We start from the raw sequence: 20,987 nt of genomic DNA, 5'->3' as shown, positions 1-20,987 counted from the left end.
AACCTGGACCCCTGCCCTACGCCGGAAGGGACCGCAAATGCGGATTACCGGCTCACAGGGATACTGGACCATCCGATTTGCGTCTCGGTCGACGCGATCGCCGACCATGCGCTGCGCGCGCGTCAAGCAGCCTCAGGCGCAACCGAGCTCCGCTGCGACGTGTGCAACGTGGCCATCACGGGGGAGCCCCACGGACGCGGCCTCTACGTATGGTCGCGCGGCGACGAGCTCCGCTTCGAGGAGCCTGCCCTCTGCTGCCTCTGCTCGGTCGCCATCGGGATGACCGCGCTGTCCGCCTGGAACGTCGAAGAAGAAGAGGGCTGATCGCCCGCGGCCTGCCCGAAGGCGCGGGCCCTCACCGCCCTCCGGCGCCCGCCGGAGGGATCACCCCACGTCAGAACGCCTCGCCGATCGCCAGGTTAACGGCGATGGGCAGCACATCGAACAGCTTGCCCGGGGGCCGCTCGTCCTCGGGCCAGCCTGCTGCTTTTGTCTCCTTGCAGACGCCGAGCACCTGCAAGCAGGGGATGCGGTAGCCGACGTCGAAGCGCAGCGGTCCGACCGGCGTGACGTAGCGCAGCCCGAAGCCCGCCGAGACGTGCAGGCGCTGCGCTCCCGAGCGGAACAGCCGGTGCTCCCGGGTGACATCGCCGGCGTCGGCGAAGATCACCGTACCGAAGCTCTCGCCGAGCGGTATCCGCAGCTCCAGGCTCGTCTCCCACAGCAGACGGCCTCCGATGGGGACCAGCGGGGCGTTCTCCTCGTGGGCGCTGTCGCCGGCTGTCAGGCTCGGCACGCGGGCGTGCGGGCCGACCTCGTTGTACCCGTATCCGCGGTTGCTGGTCGCGCCGCCGCTGAAGAACCCGCGGAACTGCATCAGCTGAAGGTCGGCCCCCACGTCTCTCCGGCAACGGTCCCTGTCCACGCCCGCGAGGGCGTCGCACTGGGCAAGATCCACGGAGGCGTCGCCGTAGTCGCCCGTGAACAGCCACCCGGTCATCAGGCGGAAACCCAGCGTCCATGTCCTCGAAACAGGGAAGTAGGCGCGAAACTCGGGCTGAAGACGGATGTCGCGCGCGGAGTGAAACCGCCTGTCCCGCGGGTCCCGCGCCTTCTCGCCGACCAGGGCCTCGGCGATCGCTGTGTCGAACGCCAGGTAGCCGGCCAGCTGCGTGTCCAGCGCGATGTAATAGCCGTGATGGGGGGTGACCCGATCGGGCTTCCCCGCCTCGTTCAGCCGGCGGTCATAGGACACAAGCGCCTGGAGGTAAGGGATGAAGAGGGTCCCGAACCCGGAGGGCAGCGGCGCCGAATTGTAGGTGAACGGGCTGTTCAGCTGGACGTTGTAGAGGAGGGCCGCGTTCAGGTCCGATTTCAGGAAGGGCCGCTCGACTCCGATGGAACCGACGTACTCGCGGTAGCCGACGATCGCGTGCTCCGGAGCCCCCTGGGCAGCATCTGGTGCAGCTCCTGACTCCCCCTCGCCGGCGCCCTGCTTGTCCGGCTTGGTGCAGAACTCACCCGTCTGGGGGCAGTAGAGCTTGAACGAGCCGCGCAGCACCGCGGCCGTGCGCCGCTCGATCGCCCCGGGCTGGCGGAGCTCGGACCGGAGCTGGATCTCCGGCAGGAGGCGGAAGGTGTCCCCGAGCTCCTTGCCGAGCAGGTTCGAGAACTCCACCGGGTAAAAGACGAGCCCCGGCCGGGCCTCGACGCTGAAGCGGCGCAGCCCCCCGAGGAAGTTGCGATCTTCCCAACCGGCGACGAGGTGCGCCTCGACGCGCGAGCCGACCTCGGCGCCTCCGCCGAGCTTCACGGCGCGGAGCGCGGACGGCTGCACGGAGAAGGTCACGGGGACGACCGGGTTCCTGGGCTGTCCGGGCGGCGCGAGCTCGGGCTTCACGGCGACGGAGCCGAACACGCCGAAGTCGGCGAGCGCCTGCTCTGCGTCCGCCAGCTCCGCGGTCGAGAAGCGCTCGCCCTCCTCGATGCCGATCGCCGTCCTGACGGGCCCCTCGGGCAGCTCGCCGAGCCCCTCGAGCTTCACCTTGCCGAACCTGCACTCGGGGCCGAGCTCGATCGTGTAGCGGACCCGCGCCTCGTTCTTCACGAGGTCGACGTCCACGTGCCCCTCCACGTTCGCGTAGGCGAAGCCGCGATCCGTGAGGACCCGGAGCAGGCTCTTCTTGAGCTCCTCGTACCGAGCCTCGTCCAGGCGCTCGCCGACCTTGAGCTCGTCCTTCGCCTCGGTCACCGGCCGGCCGATGTCCCTGCCCTTCTCCAGGGTCCAGTCCCGCCACGCGAGATCCACCGACGCGATCTTCACCGGCGCGCCCTCGGAGACGACGATGCGCACCCGCACGCGCCCCTCCTTGCCGGGGCCGCCGAAGCGCTGCACCCGCGCCGCCCGCACCCGCGCCCCGTAAAACCCGCGCGCGCGGTAGTACCGCTCGATGCGGGCCAGGTCCCGCTCGAGGACGAACCGGTCGAAGCGCTCGTACTCGACCGTGAGCGCGTCCCAGACGCTCAGGATCGGCACGGGCTCGAACGCGCCGCCGAGGAGGCGCGAGCTCTCGGCCGTCGCGATCCGCGCGGCGAGCTCGTCGCCGCTGATCACGTCGTCGCCATCGAACGAGACGTCCTCGATGGCGCACCCGCTGAGGTCGGGACGCGTACACGCCGGCGGTTGACGCGAAGCGGCACACGCGGAGGCCCCCAGCACGGCGAACATCACGAGCGCTGCGGCGACGGGACGAGGCATCGGGACCCGGACAACTGAAAGAGAACTTTCGGCTGTGCCGGCCGAAGCGCAATCGCCCCGATGTGCGCGATGGCGAGGATTCAACGTTACGCCTGTGTTTTCGATATGCTGCGTCCGCTTCGGCCGCCGGTGGCCCCGCTCCAGTCTGGGCGGCCTTCGGAGAGCGGCGCGAGCGAGGGAGAGCCTACGAGATGGCAGAGCCGACGCAAAAGGAACCTGGTGCCGGTGGGTACCTCGGACATGGATTGCCGCACGAACCTGGGCCTCACGGGGTCCCCGCGAGCGCCGGCGCGCCGTCCGCGGGCCCGGCCCCCGAGGAGCGGCGTGGCGCCCTGAAGGCGCTCGTGGCGATCGGCGGTCTGGCCTGCGCCGGCGCGATCGCCGTACCGGCGGCGAGCTTCATCGCGGCTCCGGCCGCAGGCAGCGCCGGCGCCGCTGGCGGGCGCGAGCGCTGGGTCCGGGTCGGGCGCCTCGCGGACCTCCCGCCGAGCGAGCCGCGGCGGCTCAAGGTGATCGGCGAGGAGCGCGACGCCTTCACGGTCGCGAAGGACCAGATGCTCGGCGCGATCTGGGTCATCCGGGAGGGCGAGAAGATCCGCGCGATGAGCGCCACGTGCCCCCACCTCGGCTGCGGGATCGAGCTCAACGACGACAAGAAGAGCTTCAACTGCCCGTGCCACGCGTCGCGCTTCGGCCTGTCGGGTGCGCCTGAGACGGGGCCGTCCCCTCGCGCCATGGATCCGCTCGCGACGCGGGTCGTCGATGGATGGCTCGAGGTGGACTTCCGGCGCTACCGTGACGGGGTCGCCGAGCTCCAGGAGATCGCAGGATGAGCCTCGGCGACTGGCTGAACGAGCGCATCGGGCACCGCGAGCCGCTGCGCCGGTTCCTCGACGCGCCCATCCCCGGCGGCGCGCGCATCGGTTACGTGTGGGGGGGCGCGCTCGCGCTGCTGCTCCTCGTCGAGGTCGTCACGGGCGCGCTGCTCATGTCGGCGTACGCCCCGAGCGCGACCACGGCGTGGGCGAGCGTCGCGCACATCAATTTCACCCTGCGCGCGGGGTGGCTCATCCGAGGCCTCCACTACTTCGGCGCGCAGGCGCTCGTCATCCTGGTCGCGATCCACGTGGCGCGGATCGCGCTCCACGGGGCGTACCGCGCGCCGCGGGAGATCGGCTGGTTTTTGACCCTCGGCCTGCTCGGCGTGATCCTCGGTTTCACCTTCACGGGCAACCCGCTCCCGTGGGACCAGGACGGCTACTGGGGCGCGCGCGTCGAGACGGGCATCATGGGCTCGGTCCCGGTGGTCGGGTCGTTCACGCAGCAGCTCGTCATCGGCGGGAGCTCGCTCGGCCACCTGACGCTGACGCGGCTCTACAGCCTGCATGTCTTCGTGCTGCCGGCGGTCATGGCCTTGCTGCTCGCCGCGAGCTTCGCGCAGTTCCGCAGGCACGGCTTCGGCACGCCGCACGGCGCCGACCTCGGCAAGGCGGATCGGTTCTACCCGAAGCAGCTCGGCCTGATCCTGCTGGCCGTGGCGCTCGTGCTGGTCGTCGTGTTCGATCTCGCGGCCATGGAGCACGGCGCCCCGCTCGAGGCGCCGGCGGATCCCGTCAGCGACTACAACGCCCGCCCCGCCTGGTACTTCCGCCCGCTCTTCGAGCTGCGCAAGTACTTCCCTGGCTCGCTCGAGCTCATCGCGACCGTCGGCCTGCCGGGGGTGGTCGGGCTGTACCTTGCCCTGCTGCCGTTCATCGACAGGAAGCCCGGCCCGCTCCGGGCGCGGCTGCCGGCGCTCGCGCCGCTGTTCTTGATCGGCCTCGGGGCCGTCGGCCTGCTGGGGAAGTCGTTCGTCAAGGACGCGAAGGACGAGGGCTTCCAGCGCTCGGAGGCGCAGAGCGCCGCGCGGACCGCGCGCGCGATAGCGCTGTTCAAGCAAGGCGTCCCGCCCGAGGGAGCGCTCGCGATGCTCCGGAACGACCCGGAGACGCGCGGCGAGGACCTCTACAAGAAGGAGTGCGCGAGCTGCCACCGGCTCAACGATCTCGGCCCGCCCAAGGACAAGCAGACGGCGCCGGACCTCACCGGGTTCGGGACGAAGGCCTGGGCGCTCGAGGTGCTGAGGGATCCCGACGCCGACCACCTCTTCGGCAAGACGGCGTTCAAGGAGATGATGCCGTCGGCGGTGAAGCCGCCCGCGGATCCCGAGGCGGCGAAGGTGTTCACGCCGATGAGCGCGGCCGACCAGGAGACGATCGCCGCGTTCCTCGAGGGGCAGGCGCGCGGGGAGCCCGGCGCCGGGACGCCCGGAGAGAAGATGGTCCGGCAGCGGTGCACGAGCTGCCACCGGCTCGACGGCAAGACCGACGACGAGGAGTCGGCCGCCCCCGAGCTGCGCGGCTGGGCCTCGATCGCGTGGATCGAGGCGCAGATCACGAACCCCGGCAGCGGCAAGGCCTACCCGCCGGCCGCGATGGCGAAGGACCTGGAAGGCCACATGCCGGCGTTCGAGGAGAAGCTCTCCGCGAACGACCGGAAGGTCCTCGCCGCCTGGGTGTACCGCCGCGGCCGCGGTGAGCCCGGAACGACGGTCGCCGCCAAGGCGCCCGACAAGAAGCCCTGAGCGAGCCGCCCGCCGGCGCTCGCTGCCCCACCCTCTCCTCCTCCCGATCCCCCTCTCGATGAGCGCCGCCGCGGCGCGCGCGGCTCGTGGACGCTCGCGCGGCTCGTGGACGCGCGCCGATCCGTTCGGGTCAAGGCGCGCGCTCTGACAGGCGCTCGCGCGGGCGCTCCGGCGCGACGGGCCGGCACGCGCGGTGCTGCGCGTCCCGAGAGGGAGGTCGGTGGCGACATTGTGCACGGTCGCCTCCACGCCGGCGTGCGCGCGGCGCTCGCCCCGCGCGCGGGCAGCGATCGAGCCCCAGAAAGAGCAGGACCCGTGGACCTGGATGCGGCTGTGAAGCACCACTTCCTGTGGATCGCGGGCACGATGATCGCGTCCGCCGCCTACTTTCAGGCGTCGGGGGTGTCTCACTTGATCGGGAGGACGATCATCCCGGACAGAGCCACGAGGCTCTCTTCCACGCCCCCTGCGTCCCACCGCGCGTTGCGCGACGGCCTCCACGCGACGAGCGCTGAAGTGATCCTCCGGCGCAACCCGTTCGACTCGGCGACGGGGCCGCTCCTCCCGCCCCCGGGCGGCGCTCCCGAGGAGCGCGCGCCCGCGACGCACGGCGATCCGTGGAGCGATCCGACCTGCGACGCCGGACGCGTGGTGCTCATCGCGGCGTCGCAGGACGCCGCGTGGTCGTTCGCGGCCATCGAGGGCCCCGACGGGCAGACGCAGCTCCGCCGGCTCGGCGGCGACGCGGCGGGAGGCACGCTCACGCGCATCGCATGGGACCGCGTCTGGATCACCGCGGGGGGCGCCCGCTGTCAGATGCAGCTCGGGAAGCTCGGGAAGAGCGCGCGCGAGGAGGCGCCCGCGCCGCAGCCCCGGCCTCAGGCGAGGCCGGTCGGGAGCGACAACAACCTGAACTCGATCCCGCCGGAGATCGCCGCCCGCATCCAGCGGGTGAGCGCCACGGAGTTCAACGTCGACCGCGCTGCGGTCGATCAGATCCTCGAGCAGCAGGCGCTCCTCATGCGCTCCGCCCGGGTGACCCCGGAGCGACGAGGAGACCAGGTCGTCGGGCTGAAGCTCAGGATCAGGCGAGGCTCGCTGCTGGAGACGCTCGGGCTGGAGAGCGGAGACACCCTGAGGTCGATCAACGGCTTCGACGTCACCGATCCCCAGAAGGCGCTGGAGGCCTACGCGCGGCTCCGGACCGCGAACCGCCTGTCCGTCGCGATCGAGCGCGGCGGACAGCTGATGACGGTCGACTTCAACATCCGCTGAGGACCCGGGACGGGCGCGCGCGGAGCTCAGCCGAAGGCGTCGACGGCCGCCCTGGCCGCCTGGCCCGAGAGCGACGGCGGCGCGACCGCCTCCCACCACGCCGCCGCGTGCTGCTCGGTCCAGTCGGCGTCCATGCGGAGCGCGGCGAGCCGCTCGGACAGCTCGCGCGCCGACTGCGGCCGCCGCGCGGGATCCTTCTCGAGGCAGTCGAGCACGAGGCGGTCGAGCGCGGGCGGGATCGCGCGCGCCGCGCGCTTCGAAGGCGCGACGGGCGCCTCCGTCGCGTGGAGCAACATCGTCTTCATCGCCGTCTCGGCGTCGAACACGAGGGCGCCCGTGAGCAGCCAGTAGGCGACGCACCCGAGCGCGTAGATGTCGGTCCGGCCGTCGATCGGGTGGTCGCCCATCACCACCTCCGGAGCCATGAATGCGGGCGTGCCGGTGATCGCGTTGTCCGCCGTCAGCTTGGAGGGATCCGCGTCTTTCCTGCGCTGGGCCACCAGCCCGAAGTCGAGCACCTTCAAGAAGTCGAGATCTGCGCCGTAGCGGCACAGGAAGAGGTTGGCGGGCTTGATGTCGCGGTGCACGAAGAAGGCCTTGTGCGCCTCGTGGAGCGAGTGGCAGGCCTGCCGGAGCAGGTGGACCACGCGCGCGGGCGGCTGCGGGCCGTCCAGCTTGACGAGGGTCTCGAGGTCCATGCCGTCGAGCAGCTCCATCACGTAGTAGAACGAGCCGTCGCGGGCGACGCCGAAGTCGAAGATCCCGATCGTGTGCGGCGATCGGAGCGCGGCGGTCGCCTGCGCCTCGCGCTCGAACCGCGCCTTCGCGTTGCCGTTGCTCGATGGCTCGCCCTGGAACGCCTCGGGCCGGATCAGCTTCACGGCCGCGGGGCGGGCGAGCATCCGGTGCTTCGCTCGCCACACCTCGCCCATGCCGCCGCCGCCGAGCCGCTCGACGAGCCGGTAGCTGCCGAGCTCCCGCGCCGCGTCGAGCTTGCGCCCGAGCCCGAAGACGACGCGCGACACGAGCACGGAGAGCGCGAGCGCGATGACGCTCGGGAAGAAGCGGCGGAGCATCGCCTCGTACGAGGGCGGCTCCATGAAGCCCGAGCGGACGAGCACCCAGAGGCAGGCCGGATCGGTGAGGATCGCCAGCGTCGAGGTGAACAGCGTGCGCACGCTCGGGGCGGGGACGATGATGGGAAACATGAGCACCCAGACGGCCACCGGCGGCCATCCCGGCAACACCGGCCCCTCCGGCCACGGCTGCGCGTTGGAGATGACCGAGAGCAGCGCGGCGCCCAGGATCTTGTAGGCGAACGAGAGATCGACGATCCGCGGCGGCGACAGGAGCCCCTTCCGCGCGATGACGAAGAGCGCGGCCGAGACCAGCATGAACGGCAGGAAGACCGCGACGCGGATCGGGTACGGGCCGAGCTCGAGGCCCGGGAAGATCTCCGACACGAGGAAGCCGAGGGAGCCCGCCACGATCGTGCAGAGCGCCATCCACGCGACGCGCCTCGTCGCCTCCTGCTCGAGGTCCGGGGGGAGGCGCGGCGACAGCCACTCCCAGCGCGGCCTCGCGCAGGTCTTGCTGGCGTCGGGGCCGAGGAAGACGGTCTCGCTCATGGAGTCGCGCGCGCGGCCCACGGCCGCGTCGGTCTGCTCTAGGGGAGGAGGAAGGCGGCGGGAATAGAAGAGTCGCGCGCGAGGCGCGCGCCTCTCGGCACGCGCACGGTCGGGCGTCTTCGCGTGCGGGCGGACTCGGCCAGCCCGCGCGGGGGAGCGATACTCGCGTTACTTGATGAAGACCTGCGCGGCCGCGATCCCCGCGCCCTTCGTCGCCTTGAGGATCACCTTGCCCGGACCGCCGATCGGCAGGGGGTTCTTCCAGCAGCCGGAGGCCTTGCCGCCGAGCGTCGCCGCGGCGCCGGTGGTGCTGTCCTGCGCGAGCACGACGGGCGGCAGCGCGGGCGCGGGCTGCGAGACGAGCTGGATGTCGAGCTCCTGGACCCCGAGGCCGATGCCGACGACCGTGTAGCACTTGCCGGGCGAGATGTTGATCTGCTGCTCGAGCGCCTGGCCCTCCTGGAACTGCCCCGCGAACGGCCCGCCGTCCGGCTTCATCCCCGGGGCCTCCGTCGTGCCCATCCCCTGCAGGATCGGCGTCGCGGCCACCGCGGCGACCGGCGGGATCGGCGTGGCGGCGGAGCCCGCGGGCGCGGCGGTGGTGGTGGGCGTGGGCACCGCCGTCGCCGGCGTGGTCGGCACGGCCGAGGCGCACCACTGGCCCGGAGGGCACGGGTTGTTCGGGTCGATCGTCGGCTCGGGGGTCGACGAGCACGCGAGCGCTCCGAGCGCGGCGAGGGAGAGCGGGAGTACGTGGAAGACACGCATCATGAGAATGCTCCTTCGATGGGCATGAGCTCGCCCGATCGCAGAACGAGTGCCAGCGCTTCTTACACCGGCTGCGGTTCGACGTGTGGGCCGAGCTCACGAAGCAGCGATCTCGACAGCGCGCGGGGTGCAACCCGAGCGCAACCCGAGCGCAAACGAGCGCAACCGGACGCAAGCCGAACGCAAGCCCAACGCAACCGCGCCGCTTTGCGCCCGGCGCGTGGCGTGCTACCGAAGTCGGGCACGCGTGGTCTTGCAATCCCGAGTAGTTAAACTATACACGTGATCCGCGTCATCTGCGTGGGGACGGCAGTGCGCGCCCAGTGGCGGACTCCGCAGCGTGCCTTGCCTCCTGGCCACCTCTGGCCCGGGCGGCGTGCTCACGCCGCACAGGGCCCGAGCCGCTGTATCCTGTGCGCCCGGCGTCGTCGCGCGGACAACGCGCATCGCCGGAGCAGCCATGAGCCAGGATCAAAAGCCCCCTCCCGCCGAAGGCAGCGCCCTCTGGTACAAGGACGCTATCATCTACGAGGTCCATGTCCGCGCGTTCAGCGACTCGAACGCGGACGGCATCGGCGACTTCGAGGGGCTCGTCGACAAGCTCGATTACCTCCAGGATCTCGGCGTCACCGCGATCTGGCTCCTGCCCTTCTACCCCTCGCCGCTGCGCGACGGCGGATACGACATCGCGGACTACGCCAACATCAACCCGTCTTACGGGACCCGGCGCGAATTCGCCCGCCTCCTGCGCGAGGCGCACCGCCGCGACATCCGCGTCATCACCGAGCTCGTCCTGAACCACACCTCGAACGAGCATGAGTGGTTCCAGCGCGCGCGGACCTCGCCCAAGGGCTCGCGCTGGCGCGATTTCTACGTGTGGAGCGACACGCCGCACCGCTACAAGGACGCCCGGATCATCTTCAAGGACTTCGAGACATCGAACTGGGCCTGGGATCCGGTCGCCAACGCCTATTACTGGCACCGCTTCTACTCCCACCAGCCCGATCTCAACTTCGAGAACCCGGACGTCCACGCCGCCGTCTTCAAGGTGGTCGACTTCTGGCTGGAGATGGGCGTCGACGGGCTCCGGCTCGACGCCGTGCCGTACCTCTACGAGCGCGAGGGGACGAACTGCGAGAACCTGCCGGAGACGCACGAGTTCTTGCGGAAGCTCCGGCGCCACATCGACGCGAATTTCGCCGATCGCATGCTCCTCGCGGAGGCCAATCAGTGGCCCGCCGACGCCGCGGCGTACTTCGGGAGCGGCGACGAGTGCCACATGAACTTCCACTTCCCGCTCATGCCCAGGATGTTCATGGCGGTCGAGCTCGAGGACAGCTTCCCGATCGTCAACATCCTGAAGCAGACGCCCGTGGTCCACGAGACCTGCCAGTGGGCGACGTTCCTCCGGAACCACGACGAGCTGACGCTCGAGATGGTGACCGACGAGGACCGGGACTACATGTACCGCGTCTACGCGCAGGAGCACACGGCGCGGATCAACCTGGGCATCCGCCGGCGGCTCGCCCCGCTCATGAAGACGCGGCGCAGGATCGAGCTGATGAACGCGCTGCTCTTCTCGCTGCCGGGGACCCCCGTCCTCTACTACGGCGACGAGATCGGGATGGGCGACAACATCTATCTCGGCGATCGCGACGGGGTGCGCACGCCGATGCAGTGGAGCGCCGATCGGAACGCCGGATTCTCCAGGGCGAACCCGCAGAAGCTCTATCTGCCGATCATCATCGACCCCGAGTACCACTACGAGGCGATCAACGTCGAGGCGCAGCAGCAGAACCCGGCTTCGCTCCTCTGGTGGATGAAGCGGCTCATCACCCTGCGCAAGCAGAACAAGGTGCTCGGCCGCGGGACGATCGAGTTTTTGCACCCGGACAACAGCAAGGTGCTCGCGTTCATCCGCGCGCACGCGGACGAGCGGCTGCTCATCGTCGCGAACCTCTCTCGGTACGCGCAGCACGTCGAGCTCGATCTCGCGCGCTTCGAGGGCATGGTGCCTGTCGAGCTGTTCGGCAGGAGCCGCTTCCCGGAGATCACGAGCCGCGGTTACTCCCTGTCGCTCGGTCCGCACGACTTCTTCTGGTTCGCGCTCGAGCCGGCGACGCCGGCGATCTCCGCGGGCGACGCCGAGGCGGCGCCCGCGATCGCGACGAAGGGCTCGTGGCGGACGCTCCTCTCCCCCGAGGGGCGCAAGGTGCTCGAGCCCGCGCTCGGCAAGTTCATCGCGGCGCGGCGCTGGTTCCGCGGCAAGGCGCGCACGCGGCGCGCCACGACCCTCGCGGACGTCATCCCGATCCTGCGCGGCGAGCAGACCGCGGCGGAGCACTACCTCCTGCTCGCGCGCGTCGAGTACACGGACGGCTCGCCGGAGACGTATGTCGTGCCGATCGGCTTCGCCACCGGCGACTACGCGCGGACGCTCGCGACGCGCGCGCGCCACGCGGTGATCGCGGACGTCACGATCCGCGATCCCGAGCCGGAGAGCGCGGCGGCGCCGGAGGGCGTCCTCTACGACGCGCTGGCGACCCCGGAGTTCGCCGCGCTCGTCCTCGCCGCGATCCGGGCGCAGGGGGTCGCGACGGGCTCGTTCGGCGAGCTCCACGCGCTGCCGCTCGGGACGACGCTCGAGACGCTCGGCGCCGAGAGAGAGCTCCCGGCGCGCATCTCCGAGAGCGAGCAGAGCAACACGACCATCATCTACGGCGACAAGCTCCTCCTCAAGATCTTCCGGCAGGTCGAGGAGGGCATCAACCCGGAGCTCGAGATCGGCCGGTACCTGACGGAGCACCAGTTCCCTTCCACGGCGCGGCTCGCCGGGGCGATCGAGTACCAGGCCCGCGGTCGCGAGGCGACCACGGTGGCGATGCTCCAGGAGTACGTGCAGAGCCAGAGCGACGCGTGGACGAGCACGCTCGAGGCGCTGAACCGCTTCTTCGAGCGGGTGCTCGCCGACGAGGAGACGGCGAAGGGGGGCGCGCCGCCGATGCCGGCCGGCACGCTGGTCGACGCGTCGCGCGCGACGCCGCCGCCGCTCGTGAACCAGCTCATGGGGACCGAGCTCGTGAGGATGCGGCTGCTCGGCGAGCGCACCGCGCAGCTCCACCTCACGCTCGGCAAGCCCAGCAAGGACCCCGCGTTCGGGCAGCAGTCGTTCTCGACGCTGCACCAGCAGTCGATCTTCCAGTCGGCGCACGGCATGCTCTCGCGCACCTTCGCGCTGCTGAGGAAGCGCGAGCGCTCGCTCCCCGAGAACGTGCGGGAGCAGGTGTCGGCGATGCTGCCGCGCGAGGCCGAGATCAACGCGAAGCTCCAGCAGATCGTGTCGAGGAAGTTCGACATCCCCCGCATCCGGACGCACGGCGACTTCCACCTCGGCCAGGTGCTCTCGACGGGCGACGACTTCATCCTGATCGATTTCGAGGGCGAGCCGGCGAGGCCGCTGAACGAGCGCCGCTACAAGCGCGGCCCGCTCCGGGACGTGGGCGGGATGCTGCGCTCGTTCGACTACGCCGGCGCCTCGGCGCTCCGGGACGCTCGCCTCCGGCCCGAGGACGTCGCCGTCCTCAAGCCGTGGACCGACGCCTGGGTGGCGTGGATCTCCGCGAGCTACCTCGCGGGATACATGGAGACGGTCGCGCGCGCTCAGGCGGCCGCCGAGCCGCGGACCGACGAGACGGCGCCGTACGTGCCCGCGGGCGACGCGGACACGGTGCTCCTGATCGACTTCTACATGCTCGAGAAGTGCATTTACGAGGTCGGCTACGAGCTCAACAACCGGCCTGACTGGCTGGACATCCCGCTGCGCGGGCTGGAGCGTCTGATCACGCCCAGAGCATAGGAGCGCTGGTGGCGTGATGATCCGGCTGGAGCTCGCGGGCATGCATACGCGGTTGCACTCGACGTTGTGCGGCTCGTGCCCGCAGGGCCCGACGGGTTGCTGCGCCAGCCCGCCCGGGGTCGAGTGGTCGGACATCGGGCGGATCGTCTCGCTCGGCGGCGCTGGCTGGCTGCTCGAGCAGATGGCCGCGGGCACCCTGCGCCCGGGCCAGCGCGGCCTGCTCATCCTGCGGGTCGAGCCCCAGGGCAGCGATGGCAGAGCGCTCCCCAAGAGGTGCGCTTTCCACGGTCATGAGGGCTGCACCATCCCCCCCGAGCGGCGCGCGGCGACGTGCAACTACTATGTTTGCGATGACGCCTTCGCGCACGGAGGCGAGCCTCGCGGGGCCCCTGAAGCGCTGGCCGGCCGCAAGGCGCATGACGCGCTCGTGGATCTCTACGGGAGCTGGGATCTCGAGCTCGCCGACCGCATACGCGAGCGCTGGCCCGACGGGCCTCCGTGGAACCTCGATTTCCTCGACTGGCTCGGTCGAGAAGTCCGCCGCCTCGCCGCCAAGGCAGGTTCCTCCATGCGCGTCCTCCGGGCCGGCACCTGAAGTATCCCCTCGAATTTATCGGGGGAATTCACAGGGAGACGGGGAGATCTAATTGGAGGGTATCGTGCTGACGTCCTGACGCCGGAGCGCGACGGTGCGCTCGACGACGTCCGACGCGGAGAGCTGCAGGAAGATCGACACGTCGACCCAACCGGCCCTGGACACAACGACGACCTGCATCCCTTGAGGCAGCTCGACGCTGAGGGGCGTCTTGCCGAGCATGGTCCCGTTCCAGCTCACGTTCGCGTCCGCGGGCTCGCTCTTGATCGTGACCTTGGCCTTCATCAGGCCCGGTTCGAGCGCCGTCGCAGCCGTGGACACCGCAGCAGGCTGCTCCGACGCGACGGGCTCCACCGAGCGGTCGCGGAACATCACGAAGGCCCCCGCGGCGAGCAGCGCGACCACCCCGAGCACAGAGGCGAGATACCCACGCTGCCGCCAGGACGAGGCGCGCCCCACCGTCGCGCCCAGGCTGCCGGGATCCACAGCCGGGGGCTCGTGATGATGGTGGGCGGGGAAGCTGTGGCTTTGATCGCTGAGGAGGGGTAGACCGGCCGCGGTCGCGGAGGGCCACATCGAGCGGTTCATCCCCATGACCATCGAGGCGCGGGGGAACTCTCCGACCATCGAGGCGCGCTGGATGTCGCCCGCGACATCCAGCGAGCTCAGGTACTCGAACTGCGCGGTGACCTGCTGGCGCACGAGCGCTCGGCTCTCCGCGAACATCTCGAGCACGTGCGCGCCGAGCTGCTCCGTGCGGACGTCCTCACCCGAGCCCCGCAGGTAACTCTCCAGCGCGTCGCCCATCTCCTGCGCGGTGGCGAACCGTCGATCGGGATCCCGCTGGAGGGCCCTCGCCACGATCTCATCGAGCGCCGGGTCGATGTCCGGCACGACGGTGGAGAGCCGCGGGATGTCCCGCGTGAGCAGCTGGTGCATCACGGCGACGTGGTCGCCATCGAACAGCCGCCGCATCGCCAGGAGCTCCCAGAGCACGATGCCGATGGCGAAGAGATCGGCCCGCCGATCGACGTCGGCGCTCGCCATCGCCTGCTCGGGCGCGGCGTAGGCCATCTTGCCCTTGAAGGTTCCGCTCTCGGTGTGCGCATCGTTGAGGGCCGCCTTCGCGACGCCGAAATCAACGATCTTCACAGCTCCGTCGTACGTGATGAAGATGTTGTGCGGCGAGACGTCGCGGTGTACGACGCCGAGCAGACCGCCATCGAAGTCCGCGAGCTCATGCGCGTAGTGCAACCCGCGCAGCGCCTCGACGATCGTCCTGACCCACGCCCCCCGCGTGAAGCTCGCGGCGCCAGGACAGCCGCTCACCACCGCCCTCACGACGTCCTTGAGCGGCTGGCCCTCGAGGTACTCCATCACGATGAAGTACCCGCCGCTCTCGCCCCCGATCTCGTAGGTCTGAACGACGTTGGGGTGATTGAGCCGGGCCGAGAGCTTGGCCTCGTCCAGGAACATCAGGACGTAGCGCGGGTCATCCGCCATCCCGACGCGGAGACACTTCACAACAACGAGCTTGTTGAACGACCCGGGCCCCCGGGAGACGGCCAGAAATACATCGGCCATCCCACCACGACCCAATTTTGCAATCAGGCGGTATCGACCAAGCAAGCTGTTGCTCGCTTGCTGGGTCGAAGAGATGGTTTGGCCGCCTGAATTCACGACATCCCCCGCTATAAGAGCTTAATTAGCCCGTTGACCTGGAGTTTGCAAAGACTTTTACGCCTGGAAACAATCCGCGCCCCCTGTAGACGCATGCCGCGTTGCTCCATCGCCTGACCATCCATCGTGATGTCTTGGCGCAGCGCTCCATCGCCGGATTGCTGCGCAAGGACACCCCTCCCGCGCCGCAGATGTCATGGTCCTAACGAAATGGCCCCGCTCGAAGCGGTACGCACGTGACCACACACACCGGGTGCTCCTGTCGGCACACCCGGTGTTCCACCACCGCTCCATTGTACACCAGGTGCTTCAGGAGCGGTGGAACTGGATGCGTGTCGCAGGTCGATCCCTGAGACCCCCCTCGGCGTCGCACGAGACCGGCGGAGCACAGGCCCGCTGGCACGAGAAGGGGCCAATCAGTAATGGCGCATACATGATCGGCGTCGAGGGCGACGGCTCCTGAGCGGACCGGACGACCTCGGCTTCCCTGCGGAGCCTGGGGGCTCCGCAGGAAATCGACGTCCGCCCTGCGCGGAGCTCCCTACCAGGCTGTCCTGGTCGTTCTGTGGAGGAGAGCTACCAAGGGTCCTGCGCCCAGAACCTGCGCACCACATCGAGCGTGGCGTCGAGCTGCTCGAAGTGCGGGAGACCCAGCGTCGGCGCGACGCGGGCGGCCTCCACGCGCGGGTTCTGCTGCATGAGCTCGGCGAGGCGGTCGAAGCGCGAATACGGGTCACGGTCGTGGAGGATCAGCGTGGCGACGGGCAGACGCGCATAGATGCGCTGGAGAGCGTCGTCCGTGAACAGGGCACCGGCGATGAACGCGAGGGGGGCCCGGTGGGCAAAAGGCTCCTTCGACGCGCGGATGGCATAGTCGACGAGGCCTGGATCCGGCGCGCCGACGAAGCTCTTCTTCAGGAACCAGCGAATGCTGGGCGGCGCGGCCAGCACGCGATAGAGCGCCTCGGCGGCGTACGGGACGCGCGAGACAGCCCGGAGGAGGGCGCTCGCGCCGGGAGGCTCACGGCCGAGCCCCGTCGGGGAGATGAGCACGAGGCTGTGAACAATGCTCATCTCCTCGCAGGCGACGGCGGCGGCGAACTCCGAGGAGAGGGAGAGCGCGATGACGTCGGCGCCGCCCGGCGCGCGGACCACGTCCGTGAGGAAGCGGCGCAGCGCGGCGCGGTAGAGCTCGCGATCGTACACGCGGTCCGCCCGCTCCGAGAGGCCGAAGCCGGGAAGATCGAGCGCGTAGACCGGCCGCTCGCCGCGGAGCGCATCGAACAGGGGCGCCATCTCCCTGGACGAGGCGGCCGCGTCGACCCCGTGCACGAGCACCACGGGGCGCCCCGCAGCGCGGGCGTCCACGTAATAGGCGAGGCGCCCCGCGCTCCACGTATCGACGTGCCGCACCTCCGCGTCGAGCGCAGGGGCGAGGGGCGCGCGCTCCGCGGGGCGGAGCGCGCTCGGCACGAGCCGATCGACGAGCCCATCGAGGCTCATCGCGCGTGCGCTCATCACGTCTCCCCCGGCGGCAGCATCCCCTCGTTGTCCGCGCGCTCGAGGTCGGCGATGCTCGGGTTCCTCGGCGCCGGACGCGACTTGACGCCGCCGTCGCCGGGCCTCGCCTCCTGGCCCGCGTCGCTGCGCTGCTCGCGCTCTCGACGCTCTGCTTGACCAGCGATCTCCTGCGCTGCGCGCACCAGTCGGTCCAGACGATCCACCTCCAGCTGATGGCGAGATCCATGGGGACCACCGTGCCGATCCTCGAAACGGTGGTGCCCAGCGTCAGCGCGGCCATGAGACACCGTGCGATCAGATCGAACTGTCATGCTCAGCTCCTTCCGCACGAGGTCAAAGCACGGACCGTGCCCCCGCGGGCCGCGGCCCCAGCAGCGCTCGTCGAGCCGACACCGGGCTGAACAGGCGCCAAGACGCCTCGAATGTGACCATTTGCCTCGGTCACGCTCGTCGATTCCGGTGACGGAAGCAGGGAAAGCTGGTGTCGAGCCGTATCACGAACGGATGGAACCGGGTCCTCGACGCCGATCCGGAGGGGACATCGTCGCCAGTCAACCTCGCTGTCGCTCCGCCACCGACGCGAAGTTTGCGCAGGTCCTGGAAGGTCTGGCACGGATGGAGAGGGCGGCCGGCGCCGCCGCGCCGGCGCCGGAGGCAGAGGGGGAGCTGCCCGGCCGCGATTCCCGGGCTCCGGACGTCAGCCGGCGACTTCGAGCTTCCGGCCGGCCGGCTTGTTGATGTCGGCGAAGAAGTCGTTGCCCTTGTCGTCCACCACGATGAAGGCGGGGAAATCCTCGACCTCGATCTTCCAGACCGCTTCCATGCCGAGCTCGGGGTACTCGAGCACCTCGACCTTCTTGATGCAGTCCTTCGCGAGGCGCGCGGCCGGACCGCCGATCGAGCCCAGGTAGAAGCCGCCGTGCTTCTTGCACGCCGCGGTGACGGCGGGCGAGCGGTTGCCCTTCGCGAGCATGACATAGCTGCCGCCGTTCGCCTGGAAGAGGTCGACGTACGCGTCCATCCGGCCAGCCGTGGTGGGGCCGAACGAGCCGGAGGCGTAGCCCGCGGGCGTCTTGGCGGGCCCGGCGTAGTAGACCATGAACTCCTGCAGGTAGCTCGGCATGCCGTCGCCGCGATCGAGGCGCTCCTTGATCTTCGCGTGCGCGATGTCTCGCGCGACGATCATCGGGCCGCTCAGCGAGAGCCGCGTGCGGATGGGGTACTTCGAGAGCTCCGCGCGGATCTCGCTCATGGGACGGCGGAGGTCGAGCTTCACGACCTCGCCCTCGAGATCCGCGTCCGTGGTGTCGGGCAGGTACTTCGCGGGATCGGCCTCGAGCTGCTCGAGGAAGATGCCCTCGCGCGTGATCTTGCCGAGCGCCTGACGATCCGCAGAGCACGAGACGGCGATGCCGACAGGGCACGAGGCGCCGTGGCGCGGCAGGCGGATGACCCGGACGTCGTGGCAGAAGTACTTGCCCCCGAACTGCGCCCCGATCCCCGTCCGCTGCGCGAGCTCGAGCACCTTCTGCTCGAGCTCGCGGTCGCGGAAGCCGCGCCCGCGCGCGTTGCCGTCGGCCGGGAGCGTGTCGAGGTAGCGCGCGGAGGCGAGCTTCGCGACCTTGAGCGTGTACTCGGCCGACGTACCGCCGACGACGATGGCGAGGTGGTACGGCGGGCACGCCGCGGTGCCGAGCGCGCGGATCTTCGCCTCGACGAAGGAGAGCAGGCTCTCCGGGTTCAGGAGCGCCTTGGTCTCCTGGTAAAGATAGCTTTTGTTCGCGGAGCCGCCGCCCTTCGCCATGAACAGGAGCTTGTAGGCGTCGCCGTCCGTCGCGAAGATCTCGATCTGCGCAGGGAGGTTGTCGTTCGTGTTGACCTCCCGGTACATGTCGAGCGGCGCGAGCTGCGAATAGCGCAGGTTCTGCGCCCGGTAGGTCTCGAAGACGCCGCGCGCGATCGCCGCCTCGTCGCCGCCGCCCGTGAAGACGAGCTGGCCCTTCTTGCCCATGACGACGGCCGTGCCGGTGTCCTGGCACGACGGGAGCACGCCCCCCGCGGCGATGCTCGCGTTCTTGAGGAGCTCGAGGGCGACGAAGCGATCGTTCGAGGAGGCCTCGGGATCGCCGAGGATCCGCGCGAGCTGCGCGAGGTGACCGGGCCGGAGGAGGTGGGCGATGTCGCGCATCGCCTCGCGCGCGAGCAGGGTGAGCCCCTCCGGCTCGACCTTGAGGAACGTCGAGCCGGCGGCCTCGAAGGTCGAGACATGGTCGCGGCTGACGAGGCGGTACGGGGTCTCGTCATGGCCGAGGGGGAGCATGTCCTGGTACTGGAAATCGGTCATCGTTCGGGTCTCCGGGGAAGCAGAGAAGCAGAGGAGCAGAGAGGAAGAGGGGCAGAGGGGCAGAGGGGCTGCGGGTCCCTCCTTCTTTGCATGGCTCCCGCCCCGGGCTCAACACCCACCCAGCGCCGGCCGTCACGCGGGGAGCGCGCGCTCGACGTCGCCGAGGACGGCCGAGATCTGCCGCAGGAGCGGCTCCCGGGCGCTCCGCAGGAAGAAGTGTCCGCCGGGGAACATCTCGACCCGGAAGGCCCCGCGCGTGTGATGGCGCCAGCCTTCGAGATCGGCGCGGTCCGCGCGCTCGTCGTCGAGGCCCCCGAACGCGGAGATCGGACAATCGAGCGGGGTCCCCGGGACGAACGGCTCGGCCTCGTTGACCGCGAAATCTGCGCGCAGGACAGGCAGGAAGAGCGCCAGGAGCTCCGGGTCGCGCAGCACCTCGTCGGGCGTGCCCCCCATGCGGCGGATCCGCTCCAGAAACTCGGGCTCGGGCAGGCCGTGGAGCGGATCCGAGCCGCGAACGTGAGGCGGGCGCCGGCCCGACACGAAGAGGTGGCGCGGCAGCGGTGCTCCCCGGCGGCGGAGCTCGCGCGCGAGCTCGAAGCAGACGAGCGCGCCGAGGCTGTGGCCATACAGCGCGAACGGCTTCGTGAGCCACGGCTCGAGCGCGGTGGCGAGGGCCTGGACGAGCGGCGTCAGGCGCTCGAACGGCGGCTCGCTCATGCGCGCCTCCCGGCCGGGGAGCCTGAGCGCGCAGAGCTCCGTGTGCGCGGGGAGCGCGCGCCACCAGGCGCTGTAGATCGACGAGCCGCCGCCCGCATAGGGCGCACAGAAGAGTCGAAGCCGGGCAGCAGGGTTCGGCCTCGGCACGCCGACCCAGGGGTCGCGGCTCGGGCTGGGGGTCGTCATCACGGAGCGCTCAGCGTAGCTCGCCCCCGCGGCGCTCGCTCCCTACCATTTGCTGCCCAGAGCGACGCGGATGGTGGCGACCTTCCCCTGATCGAGGCCGAAGCCGAGGTCGTCGTCGAGCGCGACGAGCGCGCCGACGCGGGTGAAAGAGCCCTTCACGAGCGGCTCCCAGCCGACGAACGGCTCCGCCGCGAGCTGGGCCGAGTTGCTCGAGGAGAGAGGGAACGCCGCCTGAAGGCGCATGCCGATGCCAAAGTTCCCGAACGGGCGGAACTCGATCTCGTTTCCCTGCTCGATCACGGTCTTCGTCTCCTCCCCGTCGCGGGTCGGAAAGAAGACCTGACTCGCGAGATCGTGGGTGAAGAACAGGACCTTGCCGACGTTGATCTCGGTCCCGACGCGCGCCCGGAAGGCCCAGTGAGCGAGCAGCACGCGCTGCGCATCGAAGTAAGCCCGCGCGGGGAAGTTCGCCACCGACGCGACCTGGAGCTCCGTCCCCGGGTGCGGGTGGAGCGGGATCGTCAAGCTCATGCCGCCGAAGAGCGCGAGGATGGGCAGGGCGTTGGCAGCGTAGTGGAGGCCGAACGTGGGATTGCCGATGAAGAACTGGCTGTATCCTGCGTTGCTCGTGAACCGCCTGCCGAACAGGTCTGTCGACTGGGGGCCCGAGACGTCGCCGTAGACGAACGGGATCTCCGCGTCGAGGTGGAGACCCGCGAACAGCTTGTACTGGGTGGCGGCGGTGATGGTGACGCCGAGCCGCGACGACTCCTCGACGGAGGCCTCTTCGCCGGCAGCCGCCGCGATCTCCCGCTGGTAAGACGAGCTGAGGACGTCGATCTCGAAGCCGAACCGGCCTCCCTGGCTCTTCGCCCAACGCTCCTTCGTCTTGTCGGTGACGGGCTGCCGAGGCGCCGCCTCTTGCGCGAGCGCAGGCGCGGCCAGGGAGAGCATGAGGAACAGGGTCCCAAGAGACGCTTTGGTCGTGCTCACCTGGTGTCTCCCATCTCGTTCTCAACTCGCGGGCAGCGCG

At 70.1% G+C, this 20,987-nt stretch carries 15 protein-coding genes; 6 read left to right on the top strand and 9 right to left on the bottom strand.

The window, feature by feature from the left end:
- Window positions 1–168: 168 nt before the first annotated feature.
- A complete protein-coding gene (locus WME95_RS02040) occupies window positions 169–324 on the top strand; it encodes a hypothetical protein (protein WP_437531283.1) in 156 nt (51 codons plus the stop codon).
- Between the two features lie 70 nt (window positions 325–394).
- Here the strand turns inward: WME95_RS02040 and WME95_RS02035 are convergent, their stop codons facing one another.
- On the bottom strand, window positions 395–2,758 hold the full coding sequence (locus tag WME95_RS02035) for an autotransporter assembly complex protein TamA (RefSeq protein ID WP_437906773.1): 2,364 nt from the start codon (window positions 2,756–2,758) through the stop codon (window positions 395–397).
- Window positions 2,759–3,003: 245 nt separating this feature from the next.
- Between WME95_RS02035 and WME95_RS02030 the strand changes: the two genes are divergently transcribed.
- The 3 genes from WME95_RS02030 to gspC all read left to right on the top strand — a co-directional run bounded on the left by WME95_RS02030 (window position 3,004) and on the right by gspC (window position 6,656).
- Complete coding sequence (locus WME95_RS02030; protein ID WP_437906772.1) at window positions 3,004–3,591, top strand: ubiquinol-cytochrome c reductase iron-sulfur subunit; 588 nt, start codon at window positions 3,004–3,006, stop codon at window positions 3,589–3,591.
- Complete coding sequence (locus tag WME95_RS02025) at window positions 3,588–5,381, top strand: cytochrome b N-terminal domain-containing protein (RefSeq protein ID WP_437906771.1); 1,794 nt, start codon at window positions 3,588–3,590, stop codon at window positions 5,379–5,381. The genes WME95_RS02030 and WME95_RS02025 overlap by 4 nt, the downstream gene beginning before the upstream one ends.
- 315 nt (window positions 5,382–5,696) lie before the next feature.
- The gene (gene gspC / locus WME95_RS02020) at window positions 5,697–6,656 is read left to right on the top strand and encodes a type II secretion system protein GspC (RefSeq protein WP_437906770.1); all 960 of its coding nucleotides are present in this window, start codon (window positions 5,697–5,699) and stop codon (window positions 6,654–6,656) included.
- Window positions 6,657–6,682: 26 nt separating this feature from the next.
- Here the strand turns inward: gspC and WME95_RS02015 are convergent, their stop codons facing one another.
- Together WME95_RS02015 and WME95_RS02010 are read right to left on the bottom strand one after the other, a co-directional pair.
- Window positions 6,683–8,284, bottom strand: a complete 1,602-nt coding sequence (locus WME95_RS02015) for a serine/threonine-protein kinase (RefSeq protein ID WP_437906769.1) — start codon at window positions 8,282–8,284, stop codon at window positions 6,683–6,685.
- 168 nt (window positions 8,285–8,452) lie between these two features.
- Window positions 8,453–9,055 (bottom strand): hypothetical protein, encoded by a 603-nt coding sequence (locus WME95_RS02010; RefSeq protein ID WP_012232997.1) that lies wholly within the window; start codon window positions 9,053–9,055, stop codon window positions 8,453–8,455.
- A 457-nt stretch (window positions 9,056–9,512) separates the two neighbouring features.
- On the opposite strand from WME95_RS02010, the gene treS reads away from it, so the two are divergent.
- Together treS and WME95_RS02000 are read left to right on the top strand one after the other, a co-directional pair.
- Window positions 9,513–12,908, top strand: coding sequence for a maltose alpha-D-glucosyltransferase (treS, locus tag WME95_RS02005; RefSeq protein ID WP_437906768.1), 3,396 nt, complete (start codon window positions 9,513–9,515; stop codon window positions 12,906–12,908).
- Window positions 12,909–12,924: 16 nt separating this feature from the next.
- Window positions 12,925–13,503 (top strand): hypothetical protein, encoded by a 579-nt coding sequence (locus tag WME95_RS02000; RefSeq protein WP_437910941.1) that lies wholly within the window; start codon window positions 12,925–12,927, stop codon window positions 13,501–13,503.
- Between the two features lie 48 nt (window positions 13,504–13,551).
- Here the strand turns inward: WME95_RS02000 and WME95_RS01995 are convergent, their stop codons facing one another.
- The 6 genes from WME95_RS01995 to WME95_RS01970 all read right to left on the bottom strand — a co-directional run bounded on the left by WME95_RS01995 (window position 13,552) and on the right by WME95_RS01970 (window position 20,947).
- Entirely contained in the window at window positions 13,552–15,183 is a 1,632-nt protein-coding gene (locus WME95_RS01995) for a protein kinase domain-containing protein (protein ID WP_437906767.1), read from the bottom strand.
- Between the two features lie 576 nt (window positions 15,184–15,759).
- Window positions 15,760–16,686 (bottom strand): alpha/beta fold hydrolase, encoded by a 927-nt coding sequence (locus WME95_RS01990; RefSeq protein WP_437906766.1) that lies wholly within the window; start codon window positions 16,684–16,686, stop codon window positions 15,760–15,762.
- Between the two features lie 14 nt (window positions 16,687–16,700).
- Window positions 16,701–16,907: a hypothetical protein gene (locus tag WME95_RS01985; protein ID WP_437906765.1), complete on the bottom strand. Its 207-nt coding sequence runs from the start codon at window positions 16,905–16,907 to the stop codon at window positions 16,701–16,703.
- 494 nt (window positions 16,908–17,401) lie between these two features.
- The gene (locus WME95_RS01980; RefSeq protein WP_012232992.1) at window positions 17,402–19,048 is read right to left on the bottom strand and encodes a fumarate hydratase; all 1,647 of its coding nucleotides are present in this window, start codon (window positions 19,046–19,048) and stop codon (window positions 17,402–17,404) included.
- 132 nt (window positions 19,049–19,180) lie between these two features.
- The gene (locus tag WME95_RS01975; protein WP_437906764.1) at window positions 19,181–19,954 is read right to left on the bottom strand and encodes a thioesterase II family protein; all 774 of its coding nucleotides are present in this window, start codon (window positions 19,952–19,954) and stop codon (window positions 19,181–19,183) included.
- Between the two features lie 42 nt (window positions 19,955–19,996).
- Complete coding sequence (locus WME95_RS01970; protein ID WP_437906763.1) at window positions 19,997–20,947, bottom strand: hypothetical protein; 951 nt, start codon at window positions 20,945–20,947, stop codon at window positions 19,997–19,999.
- Between the last annotated feature and the right edge of the window lie 40 nt (window positions 20,948–20,987).

Origin of the sequence: Sorangium sp. So ce327 (assembly GCF_051530205.1) — a bacterium.
Lineage (GTDB): Bacteria > Myxococcota_A > Polyangia > Polyangiales > Polyangiaceae > Sorangium > Sorangium cellulosum_B.
Note: the sequence above shows the minus strand (reverse complement) of the source record. Positions and strands in the feature narration are given on the sequence as shown.